This is a genomic window from Saprospiraceae bacterium (assembly GCA_016716185.1).
GTDB lineage: Bacteria > Bacteroidota > Bacteroidia > Chitinophagales > Saprospiraceae > Vicinibacter.
In genome coordinates this window covers 300104-314678 of the sequence record JADJWV010000003.1, presented here as the reverse complement: position 1 = coordinate 314678, position 14575 = coordinate 300104, and the positions used below count along the sequence as shown (strand labels likewise).

The 14575-nt window shown below is 40.9% G+C and carries 12 protein-coding genes; 11 read left to right on the top strand and 1 reads right to left on the bottom strand.

Going from position 1 to position 14575, the window contains the following annotated elements:
- Positions 1 to 47: 47 nt before the first annotated feature.
- The 10 genes from IPM34_14545 to IPM34_14500 all read left to right on the top strand — a co-directional run bounded on the left by IPM34_14545 (position 48) and on the right by IPM34_14500 (position 11407).
- Complete coding sequence (locus IPM34_14545) at positions 48 to 1430, top strand: hypothetical protein (GenBank protein ID MBK8956755.1); 1383 nt, start codon at positions 48 to 50, stop codon at positions 1428 to 1430.
- 14 nt (positions 1431 to 1444) lie between these two features.
- Positions 1445 to 1774, top strand: coding sequence for a DUF4286 family protein (locus tag IPM34_14540; GenBank protein ID MBK8956754.1), 330 nt, complete (start codon positions 1445 to 1447; stop codon positions 1772 to 1774).
- A 328-nt stretch (positions 1775 to 2102) separates the two neighbouring features.
- Positions 2103 to 4517 (top strand): heavy metal translocating P-type ATPase metal-binding domain-containing protein, encoded by a 2415-nt coding sequence (locus IPM34_14535; GenBank protein ID MBK8956753.1) that lies wholly within the window; start codon positions 2103 to 2105, stop codon positions 4515 to 4517.
- 718 nt (positions 4518 to 5235) lie between these two features.
- On the top strand, positions 5236 to 5403 hold the full coding sequence (ccoS, locus tag IPM34_14530; GenBank protein ID MBK8956752.1) for a cbb3-type cytochrome oxidase assembly protein CcoS: 168 nt from the start codon (positions 5236 to 5238) through the stop codon (positions 5401 to 5403).
- Between the two features lie 2 nt (positions 5404 to 5405).
- Entirely contained in the window at positions 5406 to 7529 is a 2124-nt protein-coding gene (gene ccoN / locus IPM34_14525) for a cytochrome-c oxidase, cbb3-type subunit I (GenBank protein MBK8956751.1), read from the top strand.
- Between the two features lie 26 nt (positions 7530 to 7555).
- Positions 7556 to 7729 carry a CcoQ/FixQ family Cbb3-type cytochrome c oxidase assembly chaperone gene (locus IPM34_14520; protein ID MBK8956750.1) on the top strand — a complete coding sequence of 58 codons (174 nt, stop codon included), beginning with the start codon at positions 7556 to 7558 and terminating at the stop codon, positions 7727 to 7729.
- Between the two features lie 4 nt (positions 7730 to 7733).
- Complete coding sequence (locus IPM34_14515; GenBank protein MBK8956749.1) at positions 7734 to 8870, top strand: c-type cytochrome; 1137 nt, start codon at positions 7734 to 7736, stop codon at positions 8868 to 8870.
- Between the two features lie 3 nt (positions 8871 to 8873).
- On the top strand, positions 8874 to 10277 hold the full coding sequence (gene ccoG, locus IPM34_14510) for a cytochrome c oxidase accessory protein CcoG (protein ID MBK8956748.1): 1404 nt from the start codon (positions 8874 to 8876) through the stop codon (positions 10275 to 10277).
- A gap of 6 nt (positions 10278 to 10283) precedes the next feature.
- A complete protein-coding gene (locus tag IPM34_14505; protein MBK8956747.1) occupies positions 10284 to 10727 on the top strand; it encodes a FixH family protein in 444 nt (147 codons plus the stop codon).
- Positions 10724 to 11407 carry a sulfite exporter TauE/SafE family protein gene (locus IPM34_14500; GenBank protein MBK8956746.1) on the top strand — a complete coding sequence of 228 codons (684 nt, stop codon included), beginning with the start codon at positions 10724 to 10726 and terminating at the stop codon, positions 11405 to 11407. The genes IPM34_14505 and IPM34_14500 overlap by 4 nt, the downstream gene beginning before the upstream one ends.
- Before the next feature lie 406 nt (positions 11408 to 11813).
- Here IPM34_14500 and IPM34_14495 read toward each other — a convergent pair whose 3' ends face one another.
- Positions 11814 to 12746: a TIGR01777 family protein gene (locus IPM34_14495; GenBank protein ID MBK8956745.1), complete on the bottom strand. Its 933-nt coding sequence runs from the start codon at positions 12744 to 12746 to the stop codon at positions 11814 to 11816.
- A 55-nt stretch (positions 12747 to 12801) separates the two neighbouring features.
- Here IPM34_14495 and IPM34_14490 point away from each other — a divergent pair, with 55 nt between their 5' ends.
- Positions 12802 to 14556 (top strand): hypothetical protein, encoded by a 1755-nt coding sequence (locus IPM34_14490; GenBank protein MBK8956744.1) that lies wholly within the window; start codon positions 12802 to 12804, stop codon positions 14554 to 14556.
- Positions 14557 to 14575 lie beyond the last annotated feature (19 nt).

Here is a 14575-nt window from a genome sequence, read left to right as displayed (position 1 = left end):
GCACCTGGTATTCTAGAAATTGGCAAAGCATTTGCTGTAAAATTCAGATGGTTTCTCAAGAGCTTCCTTCCTTCAAATGGCTCGGCCAAAAGGCTATGCTGCTAGGCTTGTTTTGTTTTTTTATAACAAAATCGTTTGCCCAGGTTTCTGACCGCGATTTTTCTGAAGTTTATAAAAGTATCATTCTGAAGAAATCGAGAATTCAGTGGGCCGCGTTTGATACGAGCACCCGCAAGGAAGATTCGACGCTTATGGAGGAAACCCAGCTGTTGCTTGACGACCTGAATGTGTTTATGGAAGAAGAGCATCGACTGAACGGCAATGGAAAATTTGCATTCAGCGGAAATGAAACAAAATCCGGAAATTTATTTAAAGTAGATGCAGGGATCAGCATGGATAAAGGGATTTATCCGTATGAGCTCGATTTTTCTACCAACTTACAAACCCAATTGAAAGATGGGACATTTCAGGAGAATGTATCCGACATCGATATCTCTTTCGACTTTCATCCCATCGTTCCGGATCCTGGTAAACGCAAAAAGAAATACGAGGAAAAAATCAGGGAACTCAAAACTGAAATGACTCAACCCGGAGTCTATGTAGAAGAATATCAACGCGAGATCAACAAGTACGAATTGAAAATGGAAGAACCGGCTACCGGCAACGGGCTATGGCTGGAAAACTACGTTTACGCAAAAAGATTCAGCGATGATTTCCTGGGCATTGATAACAATTATGCTGTAGGTGGGGGATTTATTTTCAGCCTTTTTTCCAAAGCGCTCACCGATAAGGGTATAAAGAATCGCGATGAAATGAATCGCAAGCCCAGTTATGAATTGCATGGTGGAGACCTGGTCCGCTGTTTGCAAAATTGCACACCCATTCACAATGCACTTAAGTTAAGTGAATCGGAACTGGAAATTATTTCCAAAACGCGAACCCGTTACCTGATTTCAAACCGCAAACAGTACAGCAAATTCAGGTTTTCCTTTTTAATCGGGGCGTTTTACGAATTGGAAAAAACGACCTTAAATCAACTGGTTAATTTCAATCAGGTAGATACGACAATTAGCCATACGTTCTCCCCAACAAATACCATCCGGTGGGAAATTCGTCCCGGATTGGTTTGGAAACCCAAGGACAAGTACAAATTCAAATTATACACCTTTGTCAATTTTCCATTTGATAACTTTGATGAAGTTACAACGGATGGTACTTTGACCGATGTCAGACTGGATTATTTTATGGATATTCAGACCTCTTTTGACATTAAAATCGAAGATCATTTTAATGTGGGTATTTATTACAGGATGATTTACGATAATGCGCCCAACAGTTTAATTCTTACCGAATCTAATGGTTCAAAGTTGTTGGTTCTTGGAGAAAAAAGGCGCGACAGTTTTGGGATTTCACTTAGTTTTGATTTTTGAAATCTAATAGTGAAATGGTTGTTTACAATGTTACCGTAAAATTGAATTCCGGTATTCACGAAGAATGGTTGCAGTGGATGCGTTCTCACCACATTCCAAGGGTACTCAGCACTGGGATTTTCAATAAATGCCGCTTATCCAGGCTCGATGTCGAGGAGACCGATGGAGTTACCTACGTCATCCAGTACGATGCTCCTTCTATGGAAGCGATGAACAAATACATGGCCCAATATGCACCCGCGCTTCAAAAGGAACACATCGACAAATATGCCAATCAGTTTGTGGCATTCCGTACTTATTTAAAGGTCATCGAAGAAATTTATCCGACGGAGCGAAAATCCTGAATTTGCCGATAGAGGATGGGGGGAAGATGATAGATGTTAGGGCTTAGAAAGATAGGTGTTAGAGCATGGATGTTTGTTGTTGGAGTATGTGAAATTATAAATGCGTGGTTGAATTTTGAATAAAACTAACGTTAGTTAGTTTCATGAATACCGCTTAATCAAAACATCAACCATGAATCCCCAAACTTTGGTCTTTAGCTTTTAAGCTTTACACCTTTAAGCTTTACTTCTCTTCCTGCTGACCAAGATCAACCCGAAATATGATGAACATCATGAGACCCGCGCATGGAGAGGCCCATCTTTGACGTTTAAAGCGATCTGACCGGATATGTCTGAAAACAATAAAGGAGAAAAAATCGCACAAGCGACCTTGTGTTATCATTGTGGTACCAAGTGCCCGGATTTAAAGGTCAGGCTGGATGCCAAATATTTTTGTTGTGAAGGCTGTAAACTCGTGTATGAACTTCTGGAAGATCAGGGGTTTTGTAAATATTACGACCTGAACCAGCATCCGGGTTTATCGCAGAAGTTTACTGTTTGGAGGGATAAATTTACATTCCTCGATCTACCCGAAGTAAGAAATGCCATATTGCATTTTTCCGATGGAAACCAGTCTCATGTTCATTTGTACCTGCCGCAAATGCATTGTAGTTCCTGTTTGTGGTTATTGGAGCAAGTCCACAAATTCGATCCGGGAATTATTTATTCGAGAGTTCATTTTACGGATAAAAAGATCCACATTGCCTACGAAGAAAAAAATACCAGTCTTCGCAAAGTAGTCGAGTTGCTGACAACCCTGGGCTATGAACCCCAGATTGATCTCCATACCCGGGGCGGGACGATAAACATTCAAAATTCCAGAAAACGCATTGTTAAAATTGGAGTCGCCGGATTTTGTTTTGCGAATATCATGATGTTGAGTTTGCCTGAATATTTTTCAGGGGGTACGATTGCCGAAACTTCTTTGGGTCATATGTTCTCTCTGGTCATACTCATTCTGTCTTTACCCGTGTTCTTTTATGCTGCCGGGGAGTTCTTTGCAGGTGCATGGAAGGGTATCCGGGCCAGATATGTAAACATCGACCTTCCCATTGCTTTGGCAATTGCGCTGACTTTTGGCAGAAGTCTGTATGAAATGCAGGCTGGTTTGGGGAATGGTTACATGGATAGCATGTCGGGCATTGTATTTTTTATGCTGGTCGGCAGGTTTGTGCAAGATCGCTCAAACCGTTCTATTTCATTCGACCGCAATTACAAGTCATTTTTTCCCATTGCCGTCATGACGTATCGACATCAGGAAATAATTCCCATACCCATCGAAAAATTAAGAATTGGCGATTGCATATATATCCATAATCAGGAAATTGTACCTGTCGATGGAGAATTGATTTCCGGGGAAGCAGAATTGGATTACAGCTTCGTAACCGGTGAAAGCGTCAAAATTCTTGTTGCCAAAGGTGAAAAAGTTTTTGCAGGAGCCCGGCAAACAGGTTCTCAAATTCAGTTAAAAGTCATCAAACCCGTCGAACAGAGTTACCTCACCAGTTTGTGGAATCGAAGTTATGCAGACAAAAATGACCAGGAGCACGAAATAGATAGGATAGGAAAATATTTTACTATGGTCGTGCTTATGTTGGCAGGTATCGCTTCCTGGTATTGGTATCAGCAGGAAAGACCAGATCTGATGTGGAATGCCATGACAACAATATTGATCGTGGCTTGTCCTTGTGCCTTGTTGTTGGCGAGTAATTACACCCATGGAAATGTATTAAAGATCCTTGCCAAAAACAAACTGTACCTCAGACATGCCGATGTTTTAGAGCAATTGGCCGGAATCGGCCATATCGTATTTGATAAAACGGGTACTTTGACGGAAGGGACCTCCCATCATATTCAATTTGTCGGAGATCGTTTGACCAGAGATCAGGCCGAAAGGGTGTATTCTTTGGCCAGGCAATCCAATCACCCTTTGAGTGTAGCCATTTATCAATTTGGAAAATTGCAACAGCCTATAGAAGTTCATCATTTTAAACAATGGGAAGGCAAAGGAATTGAAGCGTGGATCGATGAACACCATTTAAAACTGGGCTCTGCTGAATTTACCGGATTCGGGCAAGTTCTCACCGGCCAGGGGTCAAGCATACACGTTTACGAAGATGGAAAGCATTTAGGTTATTTTCTTGTCAGGCAGGTCTACCGGACCCAACTTGATAAATTGTTTAACAAATTACAAGGCGTCTATGAGTTATCGGTGATTTCAGGCGACCAAAATCACGATCAAAACTATTTATCCGGCATCGTTCGAAAAGAAGAACAGGTCAAGTTCAATTGCATGCCGGAAGATAAATTGCACTACATACAACAACTCCAAAACACCGGCCAAAAAACCTTAATGATTGGAGACGGACTCAACGATGCCGGAGCCCTCAAGCAAAGCAATGTGGGTATAGCTGTGACCGAAAACAAAAATAATTTTTCTCCGGCCTGCGATGCTATTCTCGATGGTACTTCATTTGGTAAATTACCAAACCTGTTAAAATTTGTTCACGATGGACGGCGGGTAGTCTTTATGGTTTTTATTTATTCTTTCCTGTACAATATCATTGGATCTTATTTCGCACTCCAGGGCATCCTTTCTCCTGTGATTGCGGCCATCCTCATGCCTGCAAGCTCAATCAGCATTGTGTTATTGACAAGTGCGATGACCTATGGGTATGCAGTGAAGCGAAATTTAGAGAAATAGGATGCCAGATGGTGGATAATGCATAATGATTCTGCCTTAAGCCTTACGCCTTACGCCTTAAGCCTTACGCCTTACGCCTTACGCCTTACGCCTTAGGCCTTACGCCTTTAAGCTAAGAAACTGGATTCCATTGCATGAATTGGGATGATGGAGAATTGGGCTTAAAGCGGGAAGCTAAAAGCGATAAGCGAAGAGAGCAACGTTGAAAGTGCAATGTTCAAAGAGTAAAAAGTTTGATAAATTTGAGAAGGCTCCAAAAATTTTGATAAGAAAAAGACAACTGCAAAGCAATTGAATTCATTAAGAATATTGCATAAAATAATTCAACTCGCGGGAACTAAAAGCACAGGGATCGACCTTTTCCAAAAGTCGAAAAGTCGAAAAGTCGAAAAGTCGAAAAGTCGAAAAGTCGAAAAGTCTATTTAAAATCCCTTCGAAATATTTTATCAAGAAATCCTAACAGACGTTAGCAACTATTAATAGCCTTCAGTCTCCAGATTTCTAATGATAGATGATAGCTGATAAATTGATATTTAGAATTATTAAAATGTACTCATAAAAACAAATGTTAGTTTTGTTAATTAACTTTTAGCGTCTTCCTTTAGCCTTTTTGCCTTTAGCCTTTTCGGCTTCCCCCCGCTGACCAAAATCATCTTCTTCAATGACCGGAATCTTAACAGAGAAAGACCAGACATAGCCAACTTTACATTTTACTAAAATGAGTGTATTAATCCTTTTAATTATCGTAAGTATCTGTATTGCAGGGGGTTTTCTCATTGCCTTCTTGTGGGGTTCCGGCGACGGACAATTTGACGACGTGTATTCCCCTGCAAGACGTATCCTGTTTGATGATGAATACGAATCCAATCAAAATCCAAACGAATAAATATGCAACTTGAACAATTTCAATACGACAACAAAATTCCCCGGTTATTTGCCATTGCAACCCTGTTTTGGGGTGCTGTAGGTATGTTGCTTGGTGTGATCATTGCTTTTCAGCTGGTTTTTCCCGCTTTGAATTTTGACCTGTCCTTTTTAACCTATGGGCGAATGAGGCCAGTCCATACGAATGCTGTCATTTTTGCTTTTGTAGGCAACGGGATTTTTACAGCAATTTATTATGCACTGCCGCGCCTGTTAAAGACGTCCATGTGGAGTTCAAAATTAAGTAAGATCCACTTTTGGGGTTGGCAATCCATTATTGTTCTGGCAGCAGTGACCTTGTTATCCGGGTTTACAACCGGTAAAGAATATGCTGAACTCGAATGGCCAATTGATATTCTGATTACCCTCATCTGGGTGGTTTTTGGAATCAACATGTTTGGTACGATCCTGACCAGAAGAGAGCGGCATTTGTACGTGGCCATTTGGTTTTTCATTGCTTCCTGGGTCACCGTGGCCATGCTGCATATCGTCAATTCTTTTGAAATGCCTGTAACCTGGTATAAATCCTATTCCTGGTATGCGGGGGTGCAGGATGCCTTGGTTCAATGGTGGTATGGGCATAATGCTGTTGCTTTTTTCCTGACAACACCTTACTTGGGTCTGATGTATTATTTCCTGCCCAAGGCTGCCGACCGACCTGTGTATTCGTATCGATTGAGCATCGTGCATTTTTGGTCGTTAATTTTCCTTTATATCTGGGCCGGCCCGCACCACTTGTTATACACAGCATTGCCCGATTGGGCGCAATCCTTGGGAACCGTTTTTTCAATCATGTTGATCCTTCCAAGTTGGGGAGGTATGCTCAATGGTTTATTTACGCTGCGAGGAGCCTGGGATAAAGTGAGGGAAGATCCGGTTCTTAAATTTTTTGTCGTTGCTGTGACTGCTTACGGTATGTCCACTTTTGAAGGGCCGATGCTATCCTTGAAAAATGTAAATGCCATTTCTCATTACAGCGATTGGACCGTTGCGCACGTGCATATTGGAGCTTTGGGATGGAATGGATTTTTGACTTTTGGGATGCTTTATTGGCTGATCCCCAAATTGTATAATGTAAATCTGTACAGTAAAAAACTGGCATCCACACATTTCTGGATTGGTACTCTGGGCATTATTCTTTATGCCATTCCGATGTACTGGTCGGCATTCCGCTCGTATTTTATGATGAAGACTTTTACTCCGGAGGGGCAGCTGCAGTACCAGTTTATGGATGTAGTACAAACCGTCATGCCTTTCTACTTTTTAAGAGCATTAGGTGGTACCATCTTTTTAATAGGCGTTTTTGTCATGGTTTACAATCTGATCAAAACAGCTAAACAGGGAAAATTTGTTGAATCAGAAACTGCTCAAGCAGCAGCACTTGAAAAAAAATATACAGCTCCCAAATCTTATTTCTGGCACAGCGTGATCGAAAGAAAACCAATCTTGTTATTGGTCTTGAGTTTAGTGGTAGTTGGCATCGGTGGGTTGGTTGAGTTGGTTCCAACTTTTTTGGTTAAATCCAATGTTCCAACAATCAGCAGTGTAAAGCCTTATACTCCGCTGGAACTTCAAGGAAGGGATATTTACATTCGCGAGGGTTGTTACAACTGCCATTCGCAGATGATCCGTCCATTCAGATATGAAGTCACCCGTTATGGCGAATATTCCAAATCAGGTGAATTTGTCTACGACCATCCATTCCAGTGGGGAAGTAAGCGTACCGGTCCGGATCTCGCCAGGGTTGGGGGAAAATATCCCGACAGCTGGCATTTCAATCACATGCTGGATCCCACATCTATCTCTCCGGGATCCAATATGCCTCGTTATCCATGGTTGTTTGAAAATGATCTGAACATCAGCACGACTCCTTCTAAGATTCATGCAATGAGAAAAATGGGGGTTCCTTATGCAGCCAAACTGGAAACGACCGGCAATGAAATTCTAAAAGTGCAGGCCGATCAGATAGCAGCGAATCTTAAAAAAGACAAGATTGAAATTTCATCAGATAAAGAAATCATCGCATTGATTGCATATTTACAAAGATTGGGTAAAGATGTGCGAACTTCGGGAATCAGCAATAAGTAATTGAAAACCGCAAAAAAGAAAAATTTATGAAATTCAGTTATTATTTGGAAAAAATCGCTGGCATAGAAATTTATCCATTGATTTCACTTATACTCTTTGTTGTTTTCTTTATTGGGGTAACCATTCTGGCTTTTTCCAGCAGTAAAGAAACCATTCAGCACCTTGAAAATCTTCCTTTAGATAAAAACGATCAAATCTGAACTTATGAACCGCAAGAATAAATCTGTAAAATTTTTATCGCTGCTTTTAGGTTTATTGTGTCCTTTGTTTTTAAGTGCACAAAACGTTGCAGAAGCAAGTGGAACAACAAAGGATCAAACCGGCTTTGCCTTTGATCTGGATACAGCTTTGTTTGTAATGGCTTTTACATTGGCTGTTGTTATCATTATATTATCTGGATTGGTCCGGTCAGCATTTCAGTATCATTTTAAGAATAAAATGGATTCCGGAAAAATGAAAACCATAGCTATTCTGGTGATGTTGGCTGCGGCAAATCAATCGCTGTTTGCTAAAAGTGCAAATCCTTCTTTCGCAGAAAAATTTATCGACACCATGAATCCACAGTCCTGGATTTTGCTGGTGGTCATAGCAGTGGAGCTGTTTATTCTGCTCTACATGGTCAGATGGATTAAGCAATTCACCGGTTTATATACTTATCAAAGGCCTCAAACCAACACCAAAACGGTAAGCTGGTGGGATCGCATCAACGCTTTCAAACCTATTGAGCAGGAAGCCAATATGGATACCGGTCACAATTACGATGGGATCCGGGAATTGGATAATATTACGCCTCCCTGGTTTACTGCCGGATTTTTAGCCACGATTGTATTTGCAGGAATTTATATGTACCGCTATCATGTGGCATACAGTGCGCCTCTCATGATTGAGGAATACAACCTTGCTATGGATGTTGCAGAAAAAGAAAAACTGGAATTTCTAAAGACAGAGTCCAATCTCGTCGATGAAAACACAGTGACCCTTTTACCTTCCGGACAATTCGAAGAAGGAAAAACCATATTTAAAACAGCCTGCGCGGTCTGCCATGGCGAAGCAGGCCAGGGCACTGTAGGACCCAATATGACCGATGATTATTGGATTCATGGCGGTAGCGTAAAGCAAATATTCAGTGTCATCAAATACGGAGTTATTGAAAAGGGAATGAAATCCTGGAAGGACGATTACTCTGCTAATCAAATTGCACAACTTACCAGTTATATAAAATCACTGAGAGGTACGAATCCTCCGGGAGCAAAAGAGCCTCAGGGCGAATTGTACAAAGAAGAAGAAATGACAGTTGCGAAAGACAGTCTGGCAATAAAAGACAGCGCTGTCACAAAATAAAAGATGAATCCCGAAGATTTGCAACATGCGGACGGTTTTAGAGACCGGGTTAGTTCTGTTACCAGTAGCGGAAAGCGCAAATGGGTTTATGCTCTAAAACCAACCGGAAAATTTTATAAATGGAGAAATTATTCTACACTGGTTTATTTACTGGTGTTTTTCGGATTGCCATTTGTTAAAGTAAACGGAGAACCTTTCATTCTGATCAATGTCGTCAAAGGAAAATTCATAATATTCGGCAACATTTTCTGGCCTCAGGATTTTTTCATTTTTGCAGTCGGCATGATCGCTTTGATCATATTCATTGTATTGTTTACGGTAATTTACGGCAGATTGTTTTGCGGTTGGGCCTGTCCGCAAACGATATTTATGGAAATGGTATTTCGCAAAATTGAATGGTGGATTGAAGGATCACCCAATGCTCAAAAATCCCGCAACGAAAAAAAATGGGATGCCGATACCATGTGGCGAAAAGGATTGAAGCATCTGATATTTTTGTTGATTTCGGCAGTGATTGCCCATACTTTTCTTGCTTATATTCTGAGCATTGATGAAGTTTATAAAATCATCAAAGAGCCCATTTCCCAACATTTGAGTTTATTCAGCGGGTTGGTAGTTTTTACATTATTGTTTTATGGCGTTTTTGCTTTTGTTCGCGACATCGTCTGCACTACTGTTTGTCCTTATGGCAGACTGCAGAGCGTGATGTTTGATAAAGACACGATGCAAATTGCCTATGACTATTCAAGGGGAGAACCCAGAGGTAAGATTGCAAAAAATGCAACTCGCACTGAGGGCGATTGTATCGATTGTAAGAAATGTGTGTTTGTGTGTCCCACCGGAATCGACATACGCGATGGTGTACAAATGGAATGTGTGGGATGTACGGCTTGTATTGATGCCTGTGATGAAGTCATGGACAAAGTCGGATTTCCAAAAGGGCTCATCCGATATGCTTCTGAGAATGAAATTTCAAAAGGTACCAGGTTTCATTTTAATAACCGGATGAAAGCCTATTCGGTTTTATTGGTAATTTTGACTGGCCTGATGACTTTCCTTGTATGGAGTGGAAAAAGTATTGATACCCATATAAAAAGAGCGCAGGGACAACTGTATCAGGAATTGGACGACCAACATTATGGAAATTTGTACGTGGCTAAAATATTGAACAAAACTAATTCAGAACAGCAGCTTGAGTTTAGATTGGAAAATATGGAAGGGGAAATCAGGAGCATCGGGAATAAAGACCAAATCTTGAAACCGGAATCTGTGAATGAATGGGAATTTTTTATAGTACTTGACCGAAATAAAGTAACCAGTCGAAAAACGGAATTGGAATTAGGTGTATATAAGGGACAAAAAAGGATACAGAAAATTAAAACTAATTTTTTAGGACCATTTAAATAAATCTTTATGAGTTGGGCTTACAGGATCGTGTTGGTTTATGCAGCATTTATGGCTATGATCTTTTATTTTCTGTATGTGGCTTCGCAACAGGACAACCAATTGATGGATGATCACTATTACGAGAAAGAGCAGCAATTTATCAATGTAGTAGAAGGAGCTAGAAATCTCGATGCCATTGGTAAGCCTGTTTCTGTAAGTGTTCGCGAAGGAAATGTCCAAATCAGTTTTCCCCTCGAGGCCATTGCTCAATTCAAGGATGGAATCATTGAATTTAAATGCCTGTCCGATCAATCCAAAGATTTAAGATTAAATATGACTCCTGACCAACAGGGTGTATTCATCATCCCGGCAACTTCTTTCATTCGCGCACAATATCAGTTGCGTATGGAATGGATCAGCAATGAAATACCCTATGCATTCAGAGAAAAGTTTTATTACCTCCGGTCATGAGTTTTGAACTCATCTTCTTTACAGGTTTAGTTACGGGTTTGATTGGTGGATTACATTGCGTAGGGATGTGCGGTCCGATCGCATTAAGCCTAGGATATTCCAATCCGGGTTTTTTACAAGCATTAATTTACAACTTCGGGCGGGCCGTATCATACTCTTTTATGGGATTGATTTTTGGTTTTATAGGAAACCACTTGGCATTGACCGGATTGCAGCAAAGTATATCAATTGTAGCAGGGATATTAATTCTGCTCATTTTTGGGATGCAATATATTTTCAAAAACAAACCCTGGCTGATCAGCCATTGGTACAGATCAATTCTACAAACTCTCAAAGATTTTGTTGCCAGACCTAAATCAAAATGGTTTTCATTTGAATTGGGTGTTGTCAATGCCTGGTTACCCTGCGGACTTGTTTATCTGGCGCTCATGACAGCATTGGCCAGTGGCAGCCCTTGGTCCGGCGCAGGGATCATGTTTTTTTTCGGATTAGGCACCATTCCTCTGATGTTGCTATTCATGTTATCGGGACGAAAGGTCCTTAGTATAGCCCGTATAAATTATCAAAAATTCGTTCCTTACTTTATTTTGATGATGGCAGTTTTATTGATATTGCGAGGATTGAATCTGGGTATTCCGTATTTAAGCCCGGGTACCAATGTTGGAGTACAATGTCATTGAAATGGATTTTGATGTTGGAACGCCAAAAGAATCTGACTTAAAGTTTACCGCATGCATTTACCAACAAATGTCATTTCAATGAGTATGTGTTTCCTCTTTGTTATTCATAAGATTTGTTGGGTCAAAGAATGAGGAGAAGGTCTTGACTCATCATTGCTTATTCACATTCTGCGCGATCTGCGGGCTATTCATTTTTTTTAGTATCCCGGATTTACCCATCTGGGTCCATATAAAATTGTAAGTTCAGAAGTGCAGTTCAAGAATAATCTGCGAAATCAGGATTTGATAATTTTCCAGCAGATCTCGCCGTTGACGCGGATCTGTTACAAGCTCACCATAGAAATTAAAAGAATAAGGCCCGGAATTAAAAATTTAAAATAATTGCAAAGTAAAGAACGAACGTTCGTTAATTTCGTTGCGAAATTTTATTTAATATACTAGCCTTTAATAAAGCACTTACAGCATGCTCGATCTTATGAAATTGAAATTGAAAACTACTTTCCACTAATTTTTCAGGAAGCGCATTGCACGAATCGAGCAGCAGACTGCTCATTTCACCCAGTGCCGTTTGCAACAGGATGGAAGGAACGGAAAACACAAGTTTCCACGGATAATGGGCCTTAATCGCATTTATCAATTCCTTGTTGCTAACCGGATTCGGTGCAGTGAGGTTGACAGCGCCTTCTATTTTATATTGGATCAAATGCTCAATAGCGCGTTGATAATCTTCATGGTGTATCCAGCTGTATATTTGATTTCCATTTCCAAAATAGTTTAAAATTCGGAAGGGGAGTGTCATGATGAGCTTTGGCCAGACCCCGCCATCCGGATGAAGATAAAGTCCGGTACGAACAATCGTTAGTGTTTGGGTATATGCCTTCAAAGAATTCGCTTCAGATTCCCACTGACGCGTGGTTTGGCAGAGAAATCCTTCAGAGCCGGGCGATCCGGTTTCTGTCAGCCGTTCTCCGGGTCGGTGGCCATAATATCCTATGGCGGAAGCCTGAATGATCTGAGTGGGCCTTTTTGAGATGCAATCGAGCCCTTCCCTTAAGGTCTGAATGCTTTGTATCCTCGAATTCAGAATGTCGGCTTTTCTTTTTTGGGTCCATCGTCCGGCGGCTATCGGACTACCGGCAAGATTGATGAGCACATCAATTCCATCAAAGGCCTCTTTTTCCAACGTGCCGGAGGCAGGATCCCATAAAAACTGCAGATAATTATTATTCCCTGATTTACGTCTGACCAGCCATTTGATATCATGGCCCTGGAGACTTAAATAGGCCGACAAACTTCTACCTATGAGACCATTGGCACCAGCTATTAAAATATTTGCCATATCTTTACTTATTGAAGAAACATCCTTTTGATTCAATAGTTTAGATTAAAAACTTATGAAACAGTTGATATCGTCAAGCCGAATGCGGTGGTTTTTATTTATATTAATTAATGTCAATTTTTTCATTACCGCATGTAAGAACCCTGAAGATGAGGCCTTTACTCTGCGGATCAGAATCAGGGAAGATGTGGATTGCCTACACCCCATCGTTTCGCAATCGGCTATAGCAACCCAGATCGAAGCACTGATTATGTTGCCGATGATTGAGTACAGTGCTGAGAATCTCGAACTCAGCCCTTTATTGGTTAAGGCAGCTCCTGAAATTTCTTCAAGTAATGACAGTTCTCATATTTATGCACTTGAGATTCTCGAAGATGCAAAATGGGATGATGGACAAAACATCACTGCGGCTGATTACGAATTTACCATCAGAGCAGCTTTAAATCCTTATGTGAAAAATCCAAGCTGGAGAAGTTTTTTAAAAAACATTCTTCACATTCAGTACGACAGCCTTGAACCAAAAAAAATATGGGTGCATGTATCAAAAAATTATATGCTCGGCAAGGAGGTCAGCGGAAACGTGAATTTATATCCGGAGCATATTTACGATCCGGAAAAGCTCATGCGAAATTTTAGAGTTGAGGAGTTGACTACGAAAGACAGCGCGGCCTGGATACCCGAACAACATGCTTTGCTCAAACGATTTGCAGAGCAGTTTGAAAGTGCCGCTTTTTGTAAATCAGCCATCCATGGCGCAGGCCCATACAAATTAAAATCCTGGGACGCAGGTTCACGAATCGTATTGGAGCGTAAAAAAGACTGGTGGGGAACGAAATATGCAGACCGGAATAAAATGCTGGAAGCTCATCCCGATTATATTGAATACGTGATCATGCCGGATGAAGCTGCAGCGGTTTTGGCTGTAAAGGAAGGCAGTGTTGACCTCGTTACGGAAGTGGCCCCCAAAACTTTTATAGATCTCCGGAACGATTCCATGCAAAATTCAAGTTTGCAGTTTTATTCTTCCGGGCATTTTCAGTATTCCATAATTGAATTAAATCTGAGGAATCCGGTGCTTCAGGATGTCAGGGTGCGGAAAGCTCTTGCAAAACTAACAAATGTTAGTTCCTATATTGATCATTTGATGTTTGGATTTGCTGCTCCGGTTTATGGACCCATTCATCCTGTAAAATCCTATTACAACAATAAGCTCCAACCAATTGCCTACGATCCCGCGGCTGCTCATAAATTATTGATTGAATCCGGCTGGACAGATTCGAATAAAAATGGGGTTCTCGATAAAACCATTAATGGAGTTTTACAAGAATTAAGGCTTCGTTTTCTGGCATCCAGCGCAACCAGTAAAAGTATCGCACTATTGTATCAGGAAGAAGCCCGAAAATTGGGAATTGAAATTATTCCCGAAACTAAAGAGGCATCCTTTATTCGGAAAGATTTGAATGACCGGAATTTTGATATGGTTTACGTTACAGTGACCCAACAGGCAACTACTTTGTACGATCCATATCAGGGTTATTTCAGCAGCAATGCCAAACCAGGCGGTGGAAACCGTTGTGGCGTTCAGTCTGAAAAACTGGATTCTTTGATTCTAGGAATCAGGTCGGCTTTGAATGAGGAAGAAAGAACCCGTTATTATCTCGAATTTCAACAGACGCTATACGACCTTCAGCCACAAATTTTTCTATTTAGTCCGTTTGAACGGTTGTTGGCCAACAAAAGGATTCGGATGGAAACGATTAAAAGAAGGCCAGGGTATTTGGAGAATACGTTTCGCCTGGGTTCTAAATAAACACCTCACCCCCAGCCCT